The organism is Lysinibacillus sp. CD3-6 (assembly GCF_006351725.2).
Lineage (GTDB): Bacteria > Bacillota > Bacilli > Bacillales_A > Planococcaceae > Lysinibacillus.
Genome location: NZ_CP085880.1, coordinates 2,704,609 through 2,725,364, shown reverse-complemented (window position 1 = coordinate 2,725,364; position 20,756 = coordinate 2,704,609). Strand labels below are relative to the sequence as shown.

General features: G+C 33.6%; 28 protein-coding genes. 19 read left to right on the top strand and 9 right to left on the bottom strand.

The window, feature by feature from the left end:
- The first annotated feature begins 151 nt into the window (after nucleotides 1-151).
- The 5 genes from FH508_RS24130 (at nucleotide 152) to FH508_RS13470 (ending at nucleotide 5,241) form a co-directional block, all read left to right on the top strand.
- Complete coding sequence (locus FH508_RS24130; protein ID WP_370635633.1) at nucleotides 152-1,243, top strand: collagen-like domain-containing protein; 1,092 nt, start codon at nucleotides 152-154, stop codon at nucleotides 1,241-1,243.
- Nucleotides 1,244-1,257: 14 nt separating this feature from the next.
- Nucleotides 1,258-2,787 carry an exosporium protein gene (locus FH508_RS24125; RefSeq protein ID WP_370635632.1) on the top strand — a complete coding sequence of 510 codons (1,530 nt, stop codon included), beginning with the start codon at nucleotides 1,258-1,260 and terminating at the stop codon, nucleotides 2,785-2,787.
- Nucleotides 2,788-3,066: 279 nt separating this feature from the next.
- On the top strand, nucleotides 3,067-3,984 hold the full coding sequence (locus tag FH508_RS13480) for a DUF4868 domain-containing protein (protein WP_172771809.1): 918 nt from the start codon (nucleotides 3,067-3,069) through the stop codon (nucleotides 3,982-3,984).
- A gap of 25 nt (nucleotides 3,985-4,009) precedes the next feature.
- Entirely contained in the window at nucleotides 4,010-4,555 is a 546-nt protein-coding gene (locus tag FH508_RS13475) for a hypothetical protein (RefSeq protein ID WP_172771808.1), read from the top strand.
- Between the two features lie 527 nt (nucleotides 4,556-5,082).
- Entirely contained in the window at nucleotides 5,083-5,241 is a 159-nt protein-coding gene (locus tag FH508_RS13470; protein ID WP_172771806.1) for a hypothetical protein, read from the top strand.
- 175 nt (nucleotides 5,242-5,416) lie between these two features.
- Here the strand turns inward: FH508_RS13470 and FH508_RS13465 are convergent, their stop codons facing one another.
- Both FH508_RS13465 and FH508_RS13460 read right to left on the bottom strand, forming a co-directional pair.
- Nucleotides 5,417-5,851: a hypothetical protein gene (locus tag FH508_RS13465; protein ID WP_172771805.1), complete on the bottom strand. Its 435-nt coding sequence runs from the start codon at nucleotides 5,849-5,851 to the stop codon at nucleotides 5,417-5,419.
- Nucleotides 5,852-6,139: 288 nt separating this feature from the next.
- On the bottom strand, nucleotides 6,140-6,670 hold the full coding sequence (locus tag FH508_RS13460) for a GNAT family N-acetyltransferase (protein WP_172771804.1): 531 nt from the start codon (nucleotides 6,668-6,670) through the stop codon (nucleotides 6,140-6,142).
- Between the two features lie 540 nt (nucleotides 6,671-7,210).
- Here FH508_RS13460 and FH508_RS13455 point away from each other — a divergent pair.
- From FH508_RS13455 to FH508_RS13445, 3 genes are all read left to right on the top strand, one after another.
- Nucleotides 7,211-7,399: a hypothetical protein gene (locus tag FH508_RS13455; protein ID WP_172770965.1), complete on the top strand. Its 189-nt coding sequence runs from the start codon at nucleotides 7,211-7,213 to the stop codon at nucleotides 7,397-7,399.
- Between the two features lie 224 nt (nucleotides 7,400-7,623).
- Nucleotides 7,624-7,812: a hypothetical protein gene (locus FH508_RS13450; protein WP_172770965.1), complete on the top strand. Its 189-nt coding sequence runs from the start codon at nucleotides 7,624-7,626 to the stop codon at nucleotides 7,810-7,812.
- 150 nt (nucleotides 7,813-7,962) lie between these two features.
- Nucleotides 7,963-8,976, top strand: coding sequence for a S66 family peptidase (locus tag FH508_RS13445; protein WP_172771803.1), 1,014 nt, complete (start codon nucleotides 7,963-7,965; stop codon nucleotides 8,974-8,976).
- Nucleotides 8,977-9,418: 442 nt separating this feature from the next.
- Here FH508_RS13445 and FH508_RS13440 read toward each other — a convergent pair whose 3' ends face one another.
- Nucleotides 9,419-9,985: a GNAT family N-acetyltransferase gene (locus FH508_RS13440; RefSeq protein WP_172771802.1), complete on the bottom strand. Its 567-nt coding sequence runs from the start codon at nucleotides 9,983-9,985 to the stop codon at nucleotides 9,419-9,421.
- Between the two features lie 176 nt (nucleotides 9,986-10,161).
- Here FH508_RS13440 and FH508_RS13435 point away from each other — a divergent pair, with 176 nt between their 5' ends.
- Together FH508_RS13435 and FH508_RS13430 are read left to right on the top strand one after the other, a co-directional pair.
- On the top strand, nucleotides 10,162-10,446 hold the full coding sequence (locus FH508_RS13435; RefSeq protein ID WP_172771801.1) for a hypothetical protein: 285 nt from the start codon (nucleotides 10,162-10,164) through the stop codon (nucleotides 10,444-10,446).
- Between the two features lie 214 nt (nucleotides 10,447-10,660).
- Nucleotides 10,661-11,026 (top strand): hypothetical protein, encoded by a 366-nt coding sequence (locus FH508_RS13430; protein ID WP_172771800.1) that lies wholly within the window; start codon nucleotides 10,661-10,663, stop codon nucleotides 11,024-11,026.
- A gap of 206 nt (nucleotides 11,027-11,232) precedes the next feature.
- Here the strand turns inward: FH508_RS13430 and FH508_RS13425 are convergent, their stop codons facing one another.
- Both FH508_RS13425 and FH508_RS13420 read right to left on the bottom strand, forming a co-directional pair.
- Complete coding sequence (locus FH508_RS13425) at nucleotides 11,233-11,406, bottom strand: hypothetical protein (protein ID WP_172771799.1); 174 nt, start codon at nucleotides 11,404-11,406, stop codon at nucleotides 11,233-11,235.
- 142 nt (nucleotides 11,407-11,548) lie between these two features.
- Nucleotides 11,549-11,737, bottom strand: coding sequence for a hypothetical protein (locus FH508_RS13420; RefSeq protein WP_172771798.1), 189 nt, complete (start codon nucleotides 11,735-11,737; stop codon nucleotides 11,549-11,551).
- Between the two features lie 381 nt (nucleotides 11,738-12,118).
- Here FH508_RS13420 and FH508_RS13415 point away from each other — a divergent pair, with 381 nt between their 5' ends.
- The 5 genes from FH508_RS13415 (at nucleotide 12,119) to FH508_RS13395 (ending at nucleotide 15,955) form a co-directional block, all read left to right on the top strand.
- On the top strand, nucleotides 12,119-12,556 hold the full coding sequence (locus FH508_RS13415; protein WP_172771797.1) for a VOC family protein: 438 nt from the start codon (nucleotides 12,119-12,121) through the stop codon (nucleotides 12,554-12,556).
- A 50-nt stretch (nucleotides 12,557-12,606) separates the two neighbouring features.
- On the top strand, nucleotides 12,607-12,813 hold the full coding sequence (locus FH508_RS13410; protein WP_172771964.1) for an N-acetyltransferase: 207 nt from the start codon (nucleotides 12,607-12,609) through the stop codon (nucleotides 12,811-12,813).
- A 314-nt stretch (nucleotides 12,814-13,127) separates the two neighbouring features.
- Nucleotides 13,128-13,346 (top strand): lactate dehydrogenase, encoded by a 219-nt coding sequence (locus FH508_RS13405; protein ID WP_172771796.1) that lies wholly within the window; start codon nucleotides 13,128-13,130, stop codon nucleotides 13,344-13,346.
- A 267-nt stretch (nucleotides 13,347-13,613) separates the two neighbouring features.
- On the top strand, nucleotides 13,614-14,180 hold the full coding sequence (locus FH508_RS13400) for a hemoblobin-interacting domain-containing protein (RefSeq protein WP_172771795.1): 567 nt from the start codon (nucleotides 13,614-13,616) through the stop codon (nucleotides 14,178-14,180).
- 590 nt (nucleotides 14,181-14,770) lie between these two features.
- A complete protein-coding gene (locus FH508_RS13395) occupies nucleotides 14,771-15,955 on the top strand; it encodes a multidrug effflux MFS transporter (RefSeq protein WP_172771794.1) in 1,185 nt (394 codons plus the stop codon).
- 231 nt (nucleotides 15,956-16,186) lie between these two features.
- Here the strand turns inward: FH508_RS13395 and FH508_RS13390 are convergent, their stop codons facing one another.
- Nucleotides 16,187-17,134, bottom strand: a complete 948-nt coding sequence (locus tag FH508_RS13390; RefSeq protein ID WP_172771793.1) for a bile acid:sodium symporter family protein — start codon at nucleotides 17,132-17,134, stop codon at nucleotides 16,187-16,189.
- A 310-nt stretch (nucleotides 17,135-17,444) separates the two neighbouring features.
- On the opposite strand from FH508_RS13390, the gene FH508_RS13385 reads away from it, so the two are divergent.
- Entirely contained in the window at nucleotides 17,445-17,669 is a 225-nt protein-coding gene (locus tag FH508_RS13385) for a hypothetical protein (protein WP_172771792.1), read from the top strand.
- A gap of 104 nt (nucleotides 17,670-17,773) precedes the next feature.
- On the opposite strand, the gene FH508_RS13380 is transcribed toward FH508_RS13385, so the two are convergent.
- Both FH508_RS13380 and FH508_RS13375 read right to left on the bottom strand, forming a co-directional pair.
- Nucleotides 17,774-18,103: a hypothetical protein gene (locus FH508_RS13380; RefSeq protein ID WP_217270088.1), complete on the bottom strand. Its 330-nt coding sequence runs from the start codon at nucleotides 18,101-18,103 to the stop codon at nucleotides 17,774-17,776.
- Nucleotides 18,104-18,492: 389 nt separating this feature from the next.
- Nucleotides 18,493-18,930, bottom strand: a complete 438-nt coding sequence (locus FH508_RS13375; RefSeq protein WP_172771791.1) for a general stress protein — start codon at nucleotides 18,928-18,930, stop codon at nucleotides 18,493-18,495.
- A gap of 188 nt (nucleotides 18,931-19,118) precedes the next feature.
- Here FH508_RS13375 and FH508_RS13370 point away from each other — a divergent pair, with 188 nt between their 5' ends.
- Both FH508_RS13370 and FH508_RS13365 read left to right on the top strand, forming a co-directional pair.
- Nucleotides 19,119-19,412: a transporter suffix domain-containing protein gene (locus FH508_RS13370; RefSeq protein ID WP_172771790.1), complete on the top strand. Its 294-nt coding sequence runs from the start codon at nucleotides 19,119-19,121 to the stop codon at nucleotides 19,410-19,412.
- Nucleotides 19,405-19,836 (top strand): MarR family winged helix-turn-helix transcriptional regulator, encoded by a 432-nt coding sequence (locus tag FH508_RS13365; RefSeq protein ID WP_172771962.1) that lies wholly within the window; start codon nucleotides 19,405-19,407, stop codon nucleotides 19,834-19,836. Before FH508_RS13370 ends, FH508_RS13365 begins: the two co-directional genes overlap by 8 nt.
- 48 nt (nucleotides 19,837-19,884) lie before the next feature.
- Here FH508_RS13365 and FH508_RS13360 read toward each other — a convergent pair whose 3' ends face one another.
- Nucleotides 19,885-20,115, bottom strand: coding sequence for a hypothetical protein (locus FH508_RS13360; protein WP_172771789.1), 231 nt, complete (start codon nucleotides 20,113-20,115; stop codon nucleotides 19,885-19,887).
- Between the two features lie 119 nt (nucleotides 20,116-20,234).
- Here FH508_RS13360 and FH508_RS13355 point away from each other — a divergent pair, with 119 nt between their 5' ends.
- Entirely contained in the window at nucleotides 20,235-20,471 is a 237-nt protein-coding gene (locus FH508_RS13355; RefSeq protein ID WP_172771961.1) for a DUF3953 domain-containing protein, read from the top strand.
- Nucleotides 20,472-20,756: the final 285 nt, after the last annotated feature.

The window sequence follows — 20,756 nt, the reverse complement described above, 5'->3', positions numbered from 1 at the left end:
TGCCATTCAAACATCAGGACAAATTGAAATGGACACGATAATGAAGGCTAAATTGTATTGTCAATCTTAATTCATTTAAATCACCTAGGTATATTGTCTATTTTACTTATTCTAATAAGAATACATTAAAAATGAGGCAGGAGGTGATTTTTTGTCGTTTAGTGATAACAAAGATAGAATAATAAACGATAGCAATAATGAATACTTCAAATATGGTACAAATAATGTTAATCAATTTAGATATAAATGTAATGAAAATGGGTGCTATAGTTACCCTTACAATGCTCAATATTCTTCTATATTTACTGGTCCCACTGGTCCGACCGGCCCACAAGGAATACAAGGTGTTACAGGAGCTACAGGTCCTCAGGGAGGTGTAACAGGGGCAACAGGGCCACAGGGAATCCAAGGAGTAACAGGGGCCACAGGTGTGCAAGGAATTCAAGGAGAAACTGGGGCAACGGGTATCCAAGGAATCCAGGGAGTAACGGGAGCAACAGGAGTCCAAGGAATCCAGGGAGAAACTGGAGCAACAGGACCTCAAGGAATTCAAGGAGTAACGGGAGCCACAGGTGTGCAAGGAATCCAAGGAGAAACTGGAACCACAGGAGCCCAAGGAATCCAAGGTTTAACGGGCGCAACAGGAGCCCAAGGAATTCAAGGAGTAACGGGCGCAACAGGTGTGCAAGGAATTCAAGGAGTAACGGGCGCAACAGGAGCCCAAGGAATCCAAGGAGTAACGGGAACCACAGGTGTGCAAGGAATCCAGGGAGTAACGGGAGCCACAGGAGCCCAAGGAATCCAAGGAGTAACGGGAACCACAGGTGCCCAAGGAATCCAAGGAGTAACGGGAACCACAGGTGCCCAAGGAATCCAAGGAGTAACTGGCGCAACAGGTGTGCAAGGAATTCAAGGAGAAACTGGTGCAACAGGACCTCAAGGAATCCAAGGAGAAACTGGTGCCACAGGTGTGCAAGGAATTCAAGGAGTAACGGGCGCAACAGGAGCCCAAGGAATCCAAGGAGTAACGGGAGCCACAGGTGTGCAAGGAATCCAAGGAGTAACAGGAGCCACAGGTGTGCAAGGAATTCAAGGTGTAACAGGGGCAACAGGTGTGCAAGGAATCCAAGGAGTAACGGGAGCCACAGGTGTGCAAGGAATCCAGGGAGTAACTGGAGCCACAGGAGTCCAAGGAATCCAGGAGAACCTGGAGCAACAGGACCTCAAGGAAATCAAGGAGTAACGGGAGCCACAGGTGTGCAAGGAATTCAGGGAGAAACTGGGGCAACAGGAGCCCAAGGACTTCAAGGAGTAACTGGAGCCACAGGAGCCCAAGGAATCCAGGGAGTAACTGGAGCCACAGGAGTCCAAGGAATCCAGGGAGAACCTGGAGCAACAGGACCTCAAGGAAATCAAGGAGTAACGGGAGCCACAGGTGTGCAAGGAATTCAGGGAGAAACTGGGGCAACAGGAGCCCAAGGACTTCAAGGAGTAACTGGAGCCACAGGAGCCCAAGGAAATCAAGGAGTAACTGGAGCAACAGGTATCCAAGGAATCGAAGGCATACCAGGAACAACTGGCCCGCAAGGAATCCAAGGAGTAACGGGGGTAACGGGTCCACAAGGAATTCAAGGTATAACGGGAGCAACTGGCTTGCAAGGAATAATAGGAGCTACAGGAGCCCAAGGAATTCAAGGAGTAACTGGTGCAACAGGTGTGCAAGGAATCCAGGGAGCAACGGGAGCCACAGGTGTGCAAGGAATCCAAGGAGAACCTGGTGCAACAGGAGCCCAAGGAATCCAAGGAGTAACGGGAGCCACAGGTGTGCAAGGAATCCAGGGAGTAACTGGTGCAACAGGTGTGCAAGGAATTCAAGGTATAACGGGAGCAACTGGCTTGCAAGGAATCCAAGGAGTAACAGGAGCAACAGGAGTTCAAGGAATCCAAGGAGTAACAGGGGCAACAGGAGTTCAAGGAATCCAAGGAGTAACAGGAGCAACAGGAGCAACAGGAGTTCAAGGAATCCAAGGAGTAACAGGGGCAACGGGTACCCAAGGAATTCAAGGAGTAACTGGTGCAACAGGAGCCCAAGGAATTCAAGGAGTAACTGGTGCAACAGGTGTGCAAGGAAATCAAGGAGTAGCGGGAGCCACAGGTGTGCAAGGAATTCAAGGAGTAACGGGAGCCACAGGTGTGCAAGGAATTCAAGGAGTAACGGGAGCCACAGGTGTGCAAGGAATTCAAGGTGTAACAGGGGCAACAGGTGTGCAAGGAATCCAAGGAGTAACGGGAGCCACAGGTGTGCAAGGAATCCAGGGAGTAACTGGTGTAACAGGTGTGCAAGGAATTCAGGGAGTAACTGGTGCAACAGGAGCCAGTGGGCCAAGGTTAATGGAAGTCTTTTTCTCTACTGATCAGTCAGTTGGTAATAATGACTTTCTTGGAACAGGTACTTCATCAGCATCATTTATTAGGAGTTCAATTGTCATTCCGCTAAATGCAACAATTACAAGCATTACTCTAAATATAAGAGATCACACTTTAAGCGCTGGACAAACAGCTTCAGCTCAAGTATTTACAAGTACAAACTGTGGATTTACTGCACCAGTAGCTACAGGAGTTAGAGCTACAGTTACAGGGCCAAGTTCTTCTACAACACCGAATTGTTGTGCAACACAGTCTGCAAATTTAGCTATAAGTGGATGTACACTTTTATCAGTACAAGTTACTACCACGGGTGGGGCTTTCTCAAATGGTGTTTCCGTAACTATCTTATTGTCTACTTAAGAAATTAATTATTTTTGACTAAAATTAATTTATTTTTTATAAGATTATTAATAATGTTATAAAATTCTAATTATCTAAATAATAAAAGGCTCTGGAAATTTTACACTATGTAAAACTATCTGAGCCTATTTTTAATTGAGAAAGGTAAAAGTATCATATATAAGCTTTAACCGTTCCAAATAAATAAACAAATTTCTTTGGGTATACTGTTTTACTAAAAAAACCAAATATTGTATGATTTTATTAATAATTTGATTCAGATAGTTAGGGGGATTAATATTGGATATCGAATTTATTAACAGCAAGATTTCAGAACACTTATTAAGTGGTACATTTGAAGTAAGTTTGTTTCTAATTGAAAAGATTAAAACACATGAACATTTAGATTATTTTTCATTTAAGCCATCTTTAAGTCGGTCTTTGCAAATCGATATTGTAAATATTATTCATCCAACTATTCATAAATTAGTGGGTAAAGAGCAAGTTGAGTTTAATGAAAATGGTCGATCAAATGGAGTTGTTGAATACTGTATGTCATCCTATATAGGGGTTACATATGATAATTTATTCGAAAGCTTACAAGAACCTGGAGAAACGTTGAGTGAAGATACGCAAAAAGATTTATACTGTATTAAAATTGAAATAGAATCGGGGAAATTCGCTTATTTTTTAAATCGTATACCTCAACTAAAGAAGTTTACTAAAGGACTTTGGGGAACAATAGCAGATGCTACTTTTAGAAAAGTATCAGACTCATTTATAGGAATTGAACCAGGGTTTGATTTACTTATTTTTGAAGACGAAGTACTTGTAATTAATAATGTCGCTATGCAAAGAATTTTTGATTTGAAAACAAAGTATGTTCAGAATACGAATTCTGTATTAACGGTCTTTGAAGAAACGAATAAGTTAGAAGGGTTTGAACAGTTTAAAAATGATAGTATTGAGGATGGAAATATTGTAAAGAGGGTTTCAAGATTAATGACAAGGCCTGAGAGAATGACTAGGTTTGTTGACAATTTTGATAAAGTAGAAGAAATTATTATGGAGTTTGATTTAAATATTGAGTTAAATGAAGAAAAAACGAAAATAAAATATACTGATAAAAAACAATTAAATGATATAGTCAAATTACTAAACGATGCTTATTATAAAACGGTATTAACAGGTGAAAGAGGAAGAGATGACTTAAGGTAATTTATAAAGAAAGGGTGGGAGAAAATTGACAAATCTTTTTAAATTATTTTTATTCATATCGTCCTACTCGCCATTATATTTAATTGTAGCAATATCACTATACCCCTATGAAAAATTTAACATACATTCAATTTTTGAAGATAAAGTAACCGTTGCAGTGTATATAATTTTAATCGTATTATTTATTGTTTCATTTTTACCTATTTGGTATATAAATAAATGCGAATTAAATAGCACAATCGTAAGTGAACGTGTAACACGAAAAAATGAAGAAATATTAAGTTATTTAGTCACATATATTGTGCCTTTATTGGCAATCGATATAAATGAAAAAAGTACATTGGTTACAAACGGAATATTGTTTCTTTTGATTGGGTATTTATATATTAAGTCGAATTTAATACATGTTAATATAACGTTTTTAATTTTTGGATGGAATACTTATGAGGATGAGCTTGGACGAATTATAATTTCGAAGGAAAGTCCAGACTATTTTAATAGAATGAAAATTGGTGGAAATAATATACGAGTTAGAAAAATGGCTAATAATATTTATTTGCATCGAGCCTAATACAAGTGTGAAGTTCATAAAAAATAAAATGCCTTTTAGACATCTGGCTATAACATCGAGCAGCCTGATGTCCTTGCAAAAGGCGTTTTTTTATAGATTGAAGTCAAATTGTTTTGAGAAGAGATGGGGCAATCAAAATAAAATGGTTTGAATTATCTGGTCATTTACAAATGCCTTTAAGAGAAATAATTCATTTTCATTTGGCTCTATTTTATTTTCAACCTTAAAGCATTCGATAGCTTTTTCAAATAAGGTGGATTTTACAGCAAGATTTGCTTTTGTTAACTCATTCCAATATATATTCATTTCATTAGCATCACAGATTGATTCATAACCGAGTAGGAACATTTCAGCATCGTAGTGAATGTCATTAATCATAGGCAATAGCAGTGATTGTTTGAAATGGTAGAGTGAATCACATATAGACTGAAGAGGAAGCAAGCTTAAATTTACTACATAATATTGATATTTAAGTTGAAAGTATAGATATTTAAAAAAAGGAAAGTGTATTACTGGAGGTGATTATTATGACGAAGAATAAACAAAACAAAAAGGCTGTAGAACGAGAAGAATTTGGAAATGATTTAAGCCCTGATGATTTAGATGTACGTGAAGATAATGATCTTACAAAAGAACAAGTTAAAAATGCGAATGAAAAGAATGAACAACAAGCAGAAAAACAGTAAATATAAAATGAACAAAACTCCAGATCACACTGGAGTTTTGTGCTGTTAATGGCTTCTTAACTGTACAACTAAATTTTTTCACTTTTCTCATCAATTTTAATGCATCTAATTAGACGCTGTCATATCATAATTCTTTGCAAGACTTAATCAGTTCATTAACCGTTAGTGCTCAAAGTTAATTAGTGAATTTAGATAACTTCTCAAATTGTTCTGGCGTAATATTTTTTACTTTATACGATATAACTGCTTTATTTGAAATCACTTTATATATAGTTGAAGCTTCACTAGAAGGTATTCGAAAAGTAATGTTAATTAGTTTGTATGGTGGATTGTGTGCACCTTCAAAAGTAATAACCCTTAAAGAAACATCATAAAAGTCATTCTGTCTATTTCTTTCAATTTTTTCGATTCTTCCAGAGGTAAATAACTGATTATCTCCGTAAGAAGACATTGTTTCAAGAATGGATTGACCTAATTCACGTAAAAATGCTAATTCAATTACACTTGGTGGTTGATCTTGTGGGAAATATTCTGTATCGGATTGAGCAAAAGCATAACTAATGACGAAGCAAGACATTAATAGTAATGAGATGATTATTTTTTTTCTCATAATACAAATTCCTTTCAGCTTTTGCTCTTGTTATTTGTAGATTCAAGAAAATTTATGTACTAGAAATAATAGTATATGAGGTAAACAATAAATTGAGCTTGCTTAAGTTGAGCATGGCATCCCATTATATATAAAATATTGATTAAAATGATGAGGAAGCCGTTTTGTTGCTTCTTTTAATCTTATTTTTTGATATAATCACCATTAAATACAATAACAGTAGGGGGAATAATCTCAAACAAAAAAGAATGCCTATATCTATGTTACCGATATAGGCGAAGTTTAAAATTAATCCATTTTTAACAATGAATACATATTAATATTTATGAAACGCTCATTAGGTTCTTCGTATTGTCGATGTTGACCTTCGAACATGAAATTAAGTTTTTGTAACACTTTAATAGAATTTACATTTGCAGGCTCCACTTTTGCTTCAATTTTATTTAATTGTAAAGTGTTGAAAGCGTAATCTAGGAGTGCCTTTATAGCCTCTGGAGCGAACCCCATGCCCCAATACGCTTTTGCCAGATCATAACCAATTTCTGCCTTGCCATTTTCAAAATCTATAAAATTGAATCCACATGTTCCAATTATTTCGTTGGATTTTCTTTCAATCATGCTAAAGCGAATCGCCTCATTTGCCTGGGCCAATTCTTCAAGTAGTTCAATCATTTCTTTTGCTTGCGCTTCATGTGTAAAGCTAGAAATGTTCATATATTTTGTTACATCAGGATCAGACCAAATTTTAAACAAGCTATGTGAGTCTGAAATGTCCATTCTTCTTAAATGAAGTCTTTGAGTATTTAGTTCTTTTATCAACACGTATACCTCCAATATTTTTAATCAATGAGATAAAAAATATTGCCATCTGCGCATAGTTCAGTCCCTTCAAAGTTGTATAGTTTAATGATACCAAGCGTGACAAAATAAAGGAATAATAAATTGATTAACAACTTGAAGAAATAAAGCCGAGAAAAACAAAAAATTATGTTAAATCATTTTCATGAGGATACAACTTGAAGAAAACTTTTTCAATAATCATTCTTTTACTAATAGTTCTATCTGTACATCATTTTTAAAGATACAATCATTGAATCAGTTGATGATTCTCCCCAAAAAGTAGAGCGATTTTTTTAAAAAAAAGAAATGTATGAAACAGCACATGAAAAATATGGGGTTTATAGCATGGGGGTAGTTCAAAAAGATTAATTATTACTTGTAAGTCTGAATGTATCCAATTATGTATACAAGGAAGATGTAGAAAAATATTTTGAATAACAACTATTTATCCATGGTTTAAAAGAATATAGTATTGAAGTATATTTTTACGAAAATGGAAATAGATAACGAGGTGATCTAATGAAATCATTATTAGCAAAAATTAAGGACAGCTTTATAAATACTACACCAAAATTTTCTAACAAAGTATGCTATTTTTGTAAGCGTAAAGCATCCGATTTACGGAATTATAAAAATGAGAGAAGCCAAAAAATCAAAGTGTGCTTTTTATGTGTTGAATATGCAGAGAGAAGAGCTTATCGTAAATAAAACATATTTTATCTTCTTTTCGGGGACCTTACATAGCTAGGTGATGCAATTGTTCAATAGAATGCATGCATTTGAAGGCTTTGAATTAACCATAAGATTAACTAGAGCAATAACATTCACTAAAGTGATTATAAAACGAGGGGGATACGTATGATTAAATATCCATTTTTAGAAGATGGGGCAACAATTGGTGTTACAGCACCGTCAGATAACGAGGTGATCTAATGAAATCATTATTAGCAAAAATTAAGGACAGCTTTATAAATACTACACCAAAATTTTCTAACAAAGTATGCTATTTTTGTAAGCGTAAAGCATCCGATTTACGGAATTATAAAAATGAGAGAAGCCAAAAAATCAAAGTGTGCTTTTTATGTGTTGAATATGCAGAGAGAAGAGCTTATCGTAAATAAAACATATTTTATCTTCTTTTCGGGGACCTTACATAGCTAGGTGATGCAATTGTTCAATAGAATGCATGCATTTGAAGGCTTTGAATTAACCATAAGATTAACTAGAGCAATAACATTCACTAAAGTGATTATAAAACGAGGGGGATACGTATGATTAAATATCCATTTTTAGAAGATGGGGCAACAATTGGTGTTACAGCACCGTCATCGGGAATACCAAGTGAACTGCATGACTTATTAAAAAGTGCTTGCACTCGGTTGGAAAAGGAAGGATATAAAGTTTTTTGTGGAGAAACAGCTTGGACTCAAGATAAAGCAAAGTCTGCTTCAGCTAAAAAGCGTGCTGAAGAGTTTAATTACATGATGACTAATGATGAAATCCAAATTATTATTCCACCATGGGGTGGTGAATTACTTATTGAAACACTTGAATTTATAAACTTTGAAACTATCCCGACTAAATGGGTATTAGGCTATTCAGATATTAGTCTTTTATTATTGGCTATAACGTTAAAAACAGGTATAGCTACGGCTCATGGAACGAATTTAATAGATTTAAGAGGAGAATATGTTGATGACACGACAGCGATGTGGCAGTCGGTTTTATCATTAAAAAAAGGTGAATCAATCCTCCAACATTCTTCAGATCAATATCAAAAAGAGTGGGATTTTGACAAACCTAGTCCATATGTTTTTCATTTTACAGAAAAAACATACTGGAAAACTACGCAAGAGAAGGGTGCTAAAATACAGGGGCGTTTACTTGGAGGATGTATTGATACGATAAGGCATCTAATTGGAACAGAATTTGGTAATATCCACACCTTTAATAAGACGTTTATTAAAGGTGAATCTATAATTTGGTTTTTTGAGAACTGTGATTTATCTACTACCGATTTACGTAGGACACTTGTTCAAATGAGATTAGCTGGATGGTTTACAAATTGTTCAGGCATTATGTTCGGTAGAAGTAATGCTGAAATCTCTGTTGAAAATTATACCGTCGAGGATGTCTATAGGGAGCTTTCGAAGGAACTTGAAATGCCGATTATATACGACATTGATTGTGGTCACTTACCGCCCCAAATTACACTAATAAACGGAGCATTTGCAGAAGTGCAAACGAATAATGGTAAAGGGACTATTTTACAACACTTTATTTAATCATGTGCTTATAAGGAGCCACTTGGAAAGAAACTATTTAAGGGTCACCCTGGGATAGTGGCGACCCTTAGAAACAAATCAGGAGGAAGTTAAACTATTTAGCTTAACACTATTATTTATATGCTGCATACCATTAGATTTTATAGTTAATTGCCTTTGAAAAATAAAAAAAGTATAAAGAGGCTCTTAAATTTAGAGAAACTATTCTCGTAGGTATGATCTAAAAAAATTTTAGCACTGCAATATGTATGGAATAATGCAACATAAATTTTTATGTAAAAGACTTATAGTAGCGTTTATAAGGACTAGTGGGGATATGAGGTATTATTGAGTTGTGGTCGCGGAAACTACTTATAGTGACCTGTACGCCAATAGGTAATGTCCATTGGGGTTCAGGTCTAGTTAATAAGTATGTTAAGTGAAATAAATAACTTTTAATATTTTAATGGTGATTTACCTTCTGTAATTCCCACTCACTACGTAAAATGCCCATTTTAATTGCATCATAGTATTTTCCATCAACTATTCGTGCATCTCTTATTTTTGCCTCTAATTGCATCCCCAATTTTTCAGCTACTCGCATCATTCTTTCATTGCCAGACCAAGTAGACATACCTAGGCGATGAAGAGTAGTTTTTTCAAAAAGATAATCGATCCATAAGCTATAAGCCTCTGAACCGTAACCACCATTCCAGTATTCCGAATTATATGTAACAATCCCTGTTTCAAGCCAATTTGTATTTTTGTCAATCCAATAAGCACCAACAACTCCAATAAATTGGTCATTTACTGCCATGACTAATGTACTTGGAACACCTTCAAACAATTGTTCATCATTGGCCCATTCCTTTAAAAACTCATTTTTGGTCATTTGTTTTTCTGGAATATAAGGTCCATTCCATTTTTTAGCGGCCTGTCCTTTATCTACATATTTCCAATAATAAATTGCTTCTAAATCCTCCATTGTAGCTGTTCGTAAAATAACTCTTCTACCTTTTTTATGAATCATTATCATTCTCCTTTTGTTACCTAAAAAATAACTAATTTTATAATATCATACACAGTTTTGTAAGTTAATAAAATAACATTGGTTATATGTAAATGTTGACTAATATTATATACTTGTCTGAATTTAGAGGAGTTCTGCTCTTCTTGTCGAATTAGTACATAAATGGAGGGATACTATTGTTAACCAAAATTAGAAAAGTTAAGTTTGAAAAAGAACGAAAAAATCCTATTTATAATGTTGTTATGGAATGTCCAGATGGGAAGGAACTTTTTGTTAAGTTTGATTATACTTACGCTACAAAAAACTTTTGGCCATTAGAAGTAAATTATAATAAGAAAAATTACGGTGCTAAACTAGCATGGTATACAAGAGAAGTGGAAAATATGACGGTTGAATTATTCCTAGAAACCATTGCAAGCAAGATAAACAAAAAATATAACTTTGTGCTACAGCATTCGTAATTTGAAAAATTTCTTTTAGGTCCTTCACAGCTCGTTGTAAGGGCTTTTTTGTATAAAATGAACAAACCTGTTATGTAGAAGTACTTGTTACTGTGTGAGGACTCTTTCATGACTTTTCAGGCATATAAAAAGCAAAATTTAAGAGAAAAAGTTTGAAAAAAATATTCCATTTTTATAGTTTTCTTTTTATTATTAAAGTTGGAGGGGATATTAGATGTATAGTAATACAGCGAATATGTTTAAACAAACTACTAATCTTATAAATGCTTTGAATAAATTAAAGCAAAACTTATCTTTTGTAAAATCAAATGTAAATAACGATAAAACGCTGGCCATCTATTTTTTAAGTAATGCGTATAGTGACTTTAATTTATTTAAAACAATCTACTTATCTGTAACACCTGGTGATCATAAAATTGAGGCATTTTTAAAAGAGTTTGAGAAATTTTTTGTAGATGTAAATAAGTATTTAGTATTTATAACTGAAGATAGCATAGAAGATACACTTCATAAAGAAGTGGTCCTTTCAATAAATGAAGTAGAAAGATATTTGTTAAATCAGTTAGATATGTATAGATAAAAATTGGGGGACATTCCTTAGAGGAGTGTCTTTTTCTTTTTTCTACTACAACACGCTTTAAGTGATGAGATGGAATGTCAATCTACATCTTTCATAGCATGCATGTATTTTCGGATAATCGAGGAGATGATGGGCTGTGAAATCCATATTAGATAATGGGTTTACACATTAAAAAGAGCTGCCTTAGAAAAGACAGCTAGTTAACATTATTTGATGGCTTTTAAAAAAGCTTTCCCTTTGCTGTATACAAAACGTTCCCACCTAGCTAATAACCCGTCTCCATTTACGCCATTTTCTAATTCTAAAGCATGTTTCTTATGGAAATCTTTGATTCGCTTATTATGTTCTTTTTGCCATTGATGTAAAGGATTATGTTTCATTCTTTCCCTCCTTTTAGTTTGTTAATTATATGGTTAGAAAGGGTCAATTGAAAGCAATATATCTACTTACTTTAAAAATAAATCTGGTAGTTACAAGTGAAGCATATTTAATAACTTGATTAGTAACATTAAAAAAGAAACATTAAGTTTGTTTCTTCTTAGACAACATGACAACACTTGATAAAATGGTGATAAAACCGCCAATCAAGAAAATATAAGCTACTAATATGGACATTTCTTCTAAGTTGTTTGTAAAGATTCTATAGGCTCCTAAAGTAAATAATGCTAAACTACTTACTAAACTAAGAATCGTTCTATTCTTATTAGTCAATACAACGCACCTCCAAATAATGGGATTGATAATAAGCGATAATAACACTTCAGCTAATTAGAAAATCTCATACAATAGGTTTTCTTTCTAACAAATCCAAGTTCCATTATTAACATTATGCCAAATGGAGGTAAAAAAGGAAAATACCCCGTAGAAAGCGAAATTGATGTACTTACCGAATTTAGTCCACTCAAGCACTTTAATATGTAATTTATGTAAATAATAACATAATAAAAACTTCAAAAACATCTTAAAAATTTTTTATGGTGATACTTTTTTTATTTGTTATGGTTAGTATATTATAGATTTACTATTTATCGCTTTGACAATACTGGAAATTGTATACATTACGTTGAAAAAACAACTGAGGAGGAATGAAAGTTGAAAATCAGAAGGATAGATCATGTGGCTATTGTCGTAAACGATCTTTCTGCCGCTAAAGCGTTTTTCCACGATTTTGGACTTGAAGTAAAAGGGGAATGGGAAGCGGAAGGAGATTTGATGGGATATGCAGTTGGACTTAAAGACGCTAAAGTTGGGTGTGTAGGATTGGGAACTCCAGACGGTCCAACATGGATAGAACTCATCAAATTTTATTCACCATTAGATGAAAAAGATCTTCAGCAAACTTTTGCAAATACACTCGGTATCCGACACCTTGCATTTACAGTTGAAAATATGGAAGCTATTGTTGCTAAACTAAAAGGGAAAGGTACGGAAATTTTTAGTGAAATACAGCAATATGAAGATAGTTATAAATTATGCTACGTTCGAGGTCCAGAGGGAATTATTTTAGAGTTGGCTGAGGAAATCCTATAAGTAATGAATGGAAAACTCGAAAATAACATCGCTGCCAACGTTGTAATGGCATAGGTACTGCACTCTTAAAAAGAGCTAAAGGGTGTGCTTTAGAAAAGGAAATGAAAGGTTTTACACTTGAAACACAAGTTGTTAATTTGCTCGCTTGTCGTTTTTATTCTAAAAATGGATTCACCATAGGTTCAGTCGACAATATGCTTTATGCAAACTCAAAATATGCGAATGAAAAGGCTGTGTTTTGGTATTTAAAGTTTTAAGCCTTACTTATAACGCCATGAATAGATGTTTTATGGCTGACATCACTTTATAAATATTGAAAATTTTAAAGGCATGCCAGTAAAGCATGTCCTTTTTTCGCTTTTATAATTTCTTTACTGTACAGGCTGATTATAAAATTCTATATTGTCGCTGACTAGTAAAGAAGCTTCGTCATAATATAGTGGTTAGTGCTAGCCTGACAGGTAGTAATAGATGGACGTATTACTGTTATTTTTATTGTATTGCAATATTTTTCGATAGATAGTGGCATGATATGAATTAGAGGTTAACAAATGTGTAAGGAGGAAAATGATTGGACACTTTATTAACGGAAATTCGAGAAGGAATGGACTATCTTAATTTGCAGGGCAAGCATATTAATAAAATTAAAATGAACGCTGATATTTTTGATAATATGACTAAACTTACCAATATCGAACATGCGAATGATGCCGCTACTTTATTTGGAATTACAATTGAGTCAGATGAAAATATTGAAAAATATGCATTTATTTTAGAAGACGTCAATTAATGAGTAGTGGCTTATTTAAAAAAGTCTGGAACAGCCCTTACATTTGCAGAACGACCAGTTGGATGCTTGGATGAAAGAAAGTGTAACAAGCTAAATAAATATGTACAAAAATTTAATTATAGTGACAATAACCTATGACTAAAGTTATAATTTTTTTGGGGAAATAAGAAAAATTATTACTGACGGATCGCCGTATGTGATGAAAGTCGCCTGTACGGTGAAGGCTCGTTATAAAACTTAAATATAGAGGTATAAGACGAGAATAGCTTGTTAGAAGCACCAATTTTAATACCTGATACTACAAATAACTACTTGGACAATATACTCGAAATTAGCTTCTCTTCTAATTCTTCTTGGGAATCTAAAATAAATTCCATTTTAATCAGTACAGACGGTGGAGTTACATTTAATCCTTTAAATTATGACTTATCATGGGTGAGTTCGGGAAAGGTCACACTTCCTAAAGGATTGCCTTCAGGCTCGTTAATTTTCAAGTTTCAAGCTATTAGTTATAAAGATGCAGTTGTAAATCAAAATGTACTTGAACCATTAGCGGAAGTAAGAATAAAAACAAAAGACACAAATATTGTACAACTGGACAACACAATTGGATTTATAACAGTTAAATCGACAGCAACAGTAGGTGAAATTAAAGCAGCAATTGAATCCTACAATGGTTCAGCTCAAAGCTATGTATTTAGAAAAAATATCGGTGATGATAATTTCGACTATACAGAATCAGATACGATATCAAATATCTATGTATCATGGCTGGATATTACGTCTGAAGATGGGTCGACAAAAGGGCAATATATAATAAATTTTATTGAATAAAAAATGAGAACGTCCATTATGGCGTTCTTTTCTTTTTGTTCAACTACATATTGAGTTAGTAAAGACTGAAATCCTCATTTCATAGAGGAATCATGGCAATGAGGCTAAAGACAATGAGATAGAGTTTTATCAAAAAGCAGAAGGGAATGAGCTTAATGCACCCCCCGTTCAGTTAAAAAGGATGGCATTAGCATTTAATAAAAGCTGGCTAGTAGGAGGGAATGGTGCTCATTTTAAAGCCTATGGATATGATGACAGCATTTAAGCTAACAGGTCATCGATTTTTTGCTTTTAGGATTCACTTCATTAACAAAGTAAATCCTTTATTTATACAGAAAATGCGAAGATCTAGCTTTTTACTCCAATACCTCTATTTTGACACACTACGTGCAGAAAATGATTTAGTTTTTAACTTATAAAAAAAAACCTGTCGTCATTTTAACCGTGGGGATGGTATAATTTTACGTATATTTAATTAGGAAGGAAGTGAATTCATGAGTGATTTAGAACAAATTAAACTCGTGAAGCCACCATTTCCCAAGCTACGATGTTTTTCTTTCAAACCTATAATTATTTAGGAGAGGATTATTTTGAAGAAAAACATCGGAAACAAAACACCTAGCTTATTATTATTAATTGTATTAGTAGGTTTTCCACAAATTAGTGAAACTATTTTTAGCCCATCATTACCTTCTATCGCAGAAGTATTGAACACTTCTATGAGTGAAGCACAGCTTACTATGAGCGTATACTTTATCGCTTTTGCCTTCGGAGTATTTTTCTTTGGACGACTTTCTGATAAAATCGGACGTCGTAAGGCAATGCTTTATGGGTTATTTTTATATTTTGTTGGTAATGTACTTTGTTTAGTAGCAAATGAAATGGCAGTTTTATTAGTCGCACGCTTTATTCAAGCGTTTGGTGCAAGTGTTGGCTCTGTCGTGACACAAACGATTTTACGGGAAAGCTTTACTGGTGTTGTGCGTCATAAATTGTTTGCTCAAATTTCAGCAGGCCTTGCATTTACACCTGCACTTGGTCCGTTAATCGGAGGTTTTACTGATTATTATTTTGGCTTTAAAGCTGTATTTTTAGTGTTAGTCGCTATGAGCATTATTGTATTTTGCTATGCGTCTTTACGCTTACCAGAAACAGCGCTAGCAACATATGAGATGAAGCCAATATTACCAATAGTAAAACGCATGCTTACAAATCCGCGTCTATGGCGTTACGGCGTATTAATTGGCGGTATTAATGGTGTTTTATTTAGCTACTATACCGAAGCACCTTTTATTTTTACGCAATACTTTACACTAACAAGTGCGGTCTATGGTTATTTAGGCATTATCGTTGCACTCGCTTCTATTGCAGGGGCGATGCTATCTAAACGACTCGTTAGTCACACAAAACCTGAGAAAATTATCGTCCGTGGTTTAGTTATAATGTTCATCGGTACATTATGCGCTACAGCAGTCCATTTTTTACCTACTGTATTACAGATGCCCACGATGATTATGAGTGTGTTCATTATTCTATTTGGTACAGGTACCGCTTTACCAAACTGTTTAAGCTTAGCGCTCATCGATTTTCAAGACGTTATCGGTACTGCTAGTGCATTATTTAGCTTAGGCTATTATTTACTCGTCAGCGCGACAATCTTTGGCATGAGCCTTTTCCATAATGGAACAGTCCTTGCAATGCCTTTATATTTTTTGGCGTTAGGAATTGTAATGCTTTTAATAAGCTTACCGTTACTTCATAAACAAGTTTCATAAAATTCATAAAAGTATCCTCTTTTGAGGATGCTTTTTCTTTTGCATGAGTATGGAAAAGAATTATATCCGATCATAGAGGCTTTATAAGTGCTGAAAGGTTGAGCATACAAAAGTATCGAACATTATGGTGAGTACCATCTTTATTGAAAGAAAGTGTGCAGTAACTAAAACAAAAGAACACCAGTATTCATTTTATGATTGTAAGTAGCAGGTAACAAATTATTATTTAAGTTAATTATTAGAAGAAGTGACTGTACGTTTTGTAACAATTTTGCTAAATAAGGACGCTAAAACTTGTTGAAACAGCATTCCGAATACAACGGGCATTGCTACTTTACTTGGGAAATATGTTGTTGCAACAATGACACCAATTGCAATATTTCTCATTCCTCCTGTAAATACTAAAGTCGTCATTTGTGGATAGTCTTTAATAATATATCGACCAATTATTAAAGCAAAAACATAGCCCGAGACAGCAATTACCAAGACTAAAAGTAAAACTGAAATTAGATGTAAGTTGAAATTTGTTAAATATGGAGAAATGGCACTACTATTAATCATTATCACTGCAAATAAACACAGTTTTGAAAAAGGAGCAAGTTTTTTACCAAATTTCTTTGGTATTTCTCCTTTGGAAAGTTCGTTCACTAATATACCTAGAATAGTGGGCAACACAATCATCAAAATTAAATTAAGTATAAGGGAAGCAACATCTAATTGAATTTTTTCACCTGAAACTATATAGAGCATGAACGGCATGATAAACGGAGAAAGTAGCGTATCAATTAAAATAATAGATAAGCCTAACGGCAAGTTTCCCTTACAGATATTTATCCAAATAACACTTGTTACGCCGGTAGGGACTGCAACCGATAATACAAAGCCGACAGTTAATAAATGATCATCGAAAATGATTGTCGATAAAAAATAAGCCCATAAAGGCATCAATAAGTGAAGAAAGATAATGGAAAATAAGATGAGAGCTGGATGTTTTGTGAAAATTTTTACATCTTTAAATTTCATGTTTAAACTTCCAACGAATGTCATAAAAGCAAATAGCCAAGATACGAGGAATAATAGACTGTGTCCAAAGCTTTCTAATAAAACACCTACAACTAAACTTAATGGTGTTAAAATAGCAATGTATTTTTGGAGAAATCCATTTAGTTTTTCTAACATAAACAAGACCTTCTTTTTGAAATATTATTTAAATAACTTTAACATATGTTTTTAGTAAAAAGTAAAATAATTAAAACGCTACAAGTTGATTTTATCTTTTCTAATTTAATGAAAATTACTATAATGTACTTTCAAGCTAAAATGGCTAGGTGAAATATAAAGTCAACCATCGAGTGCTACGAGATTTGGAGAAAACAAGTTAACATAAGTTTTGATTAAGATATTTTTGTGCAATACTTTAATATATGTTAAAATAAACCATATCAATATGTTAAAAGACACAGAAATCATTTAAGAGGAGGGTGAGCGTATGAGTGCAAAGAAGAAAAATGGAAAATTACAAATATTAGCGATAATTTTAATAATATTACTATTTGTTGTGGCATTTGTTTCTTTTTTCTTAGGTCATTTCATGGTAGGTTCAGTTTTATTTGTGATCTTTATCGTTATTTTGAATGCTATTAGTAGTTGGACGAGAGTCAAAAATACAGAGTACATTCATTTTAAAAATCACAAAAACAATGAGAAGTGGTGATTTCCCCCACATTAGCATATTGGCCATTCACTTGAGTGGCTTTTTATATTTGTTTTTCTCTTCTTATAGGAAATTTAATGGAGAAGGGTAGAAAGCAAAAGGTATTATTCCTCTTGCTTCGTTTCTAAAAATAAAGAGAAACTAAATGCAATTAACATTACTATTGAAAAAACAATTGAAGGAGTGGATTTATATATTAATGAAGCAGTCAATAATACTAGAGCAAAAATGATGGTGACTATGCGCAATAGCATATCTGTTTTTTTACTGGGGTTAAAAAAATCTTGAAGTATTCCAAGTAATGCTATTAACCCTGCAAATAGAAGATACAAAGAAAGAAGTAATGGTTCTAAATAGTCTGGACTGAAACTAATTAATCTTACAGTAAAAATGATTAAAAATATGTATTTAAGATATTTATATATGCCTGACAAAATATCACCTCTTTTAAATGATAGTACATCAAAATAATATAAGTACAGAGGGGTATAGAAGTAAATTTGCCAAATCATTAATTAGTAGTTTTATTATATTAAAATTAGGAGCACCTACATGATAACAAACATGGCGCCAAAACTTAAGTAAAATCTGTCTCTGAACAAATGGAGATGGCATGCACTGGACTTCCTACATGGGGTGCTATTTGAGGAACATCTTATGTCGCCAAATGAAAAGCGACAAATAAAAAAAGTCCTATGTTTGTACAAAATCCATACAAACATAGAAACTCACTTATTTTTTATAGTTATAGTAAGTGATTTAGCGAATTTTAGCTTAAATCACAGCATGTTAATTGGGAAAGTAGAGACTTTTCAATTCTTCCTCACGCGTTGTGATGAAGTAAAACTAGGATTTTACCATCTTCAGCGTCATTTGAATAGCGTTCCGCTTCATCATCTGGGACTCCAATTTCCATAAGTGCATGCTTTAAGCCACCAGCTCCAGAGTTTGCCCCTACGACTGCTCCTCCAATTGTTGTAATGATAGGGCCTGCAGCCAATACAGCACCAAATCCTGGAATTAATATACTGGACAATCCTACTATCACGCCTGCTATGCCAATGGCAGCTCCAGTCGCAGCTCCAGCAATGGCCCCATCCATAGTGGAGGGTTTTACTTCCTGTGTGTTTACTGATAGTTCTTTTGCTTTTTTAGCAATAACTGAAATTTCCTCAGTTGTATAGCCGCTCTCTTTTAAATCTTTAACTACTTCAGCTGCTTTTTGTTCATTATCGAATACGCCAATAACTTGATTCTTCATTTCAAATTACCTCCTGTTTGTTTCTTCAACTATGTATTCTTTACCCGTGTTTTTGTATTTCTAGACACAATTCACTTTTAGATTGTTGATGAGACGTTTTTATAAGAGTGATTGTATTTTAAATTCTTGTAATCAAAAATCATTTGGTATATAATTTAGTTAACTTAACTAAATTAGGGGGATTGAAATTGGAAAGAGAGATTATTACAGATGAAGCTAAGAAAAAAAAACCATTTCTATTTAAACTTGGAATAGGGCTTCTAATCCTTTATCCTATCTTATGGGGAGCGGCTGCAATCGTACCATTTACGCCATTTCCGACTCATATAAAGGCAACTTTTATAACATTATTTATAGTTTTGGGAGAAATACTTTGTTTGTTAGGTATTGCGCTTGTTGGGAAAGAAGTGGTGACTAAATATAAAAGTAAGTTAAATCCTAAAAATTGGAGAAGAAGAGGTGATCAACAAAATGATGAATAATGAAAACTTACCTGAGGAAATAAATAAAACTTTAGAAGAGCTTTGGCTGTTACTTGAAACAAAAGAACGAGCTTATACAAATTTCCAATTAAATAATCAACAATATTCGTTATTAACATTAATTATTCGACATCCTTTATCCACTCCTACAGAGTTAGCAGAAAAAATGAATATTACGAAAAGCGCTATTAGCCAACAGTTAGTAAAACTTGAAGCGGAAGGTTATATTTATAGAAAGCAACACGTAGATGATAAGCGTGCATTTTCTGTTGAATTAGCCGAAAAAGGACTGCTTTATAAAAAAGAAATGGATAGATTTATGCAGCAGGTTTCCGAAAAATATTATGCGATTTTATCACCCCAAGAGTTAACAAGCTTTTTATCCGCACTTCAAAAACTAACTAAAGTAATAGAAGGGTTATAGCGCTGAATTTAGTTTCTTATATTGTTTATGAGCATTCAAAAAACTATTCTACCATTTTAAATCTGGATATATTTCAGAGATCTTCATACCTTCTATTGTTCCATTTTCAAGGAGTTCTTCATATCCATTAAATTCTTGAGAAAATTGATCTTTAACTATTGTTAAATAGGATTTCCCACGACTATGACTTATCCAAAGTTCTTCACCTTTATAATAAAAATTTAGTTCATCATTCATCTCGAGATGGCTTTTGAACTCTAAATATTCTTTTTCTGTCATATAATATCCTCCTTTATACAGGGCCTCTTTTGCTTAACTAATATAAGAGACAAATGTGTGGAAATTACAACCATATTACTTTTTGTATTGTATAATCAAAATACAATATTTAAAAGGTGATGGTTATTTTGCTAACGATATTACAAATTCTTTTTTCAATCATAGTAATATCACTCTCGACTTACTCAATTATCACGAGTGATTACCAGTTGAGTTTCCTAGTGATATTCTTCTTAGGATTATTGATATGTATTGTTGGAATAAAAGAATTTCAAAGAGAGAGAAAAGTTTCTGGTTGGTTCCATATAGGGGTATTTTTATTTTCAGTATATGTTTCAATTAAAATCTTTTTTTGATTCAGGATAAATGGCTTACCGTTTTTTATAAAACTCATACTTGAAGTAAGATAACCTACTCGTTAATTTATCACAATAGACTAGAAGTAATGCAAGGCCTTAATCCAGTGCAGGGATGGGGCTTTTCTTATGCTTTAGAAACTATATCAAACATCCAAAACACTTTTGTGATAGGAAGGTTGAGTTTAGTGTTGTTTTGAGCATGTGAATTATAGAAGAAGATTCCATTCTTTTGACTCATACATTATGATTAAGTATGTAGAGATTGTAAAATCCTTGCTATCA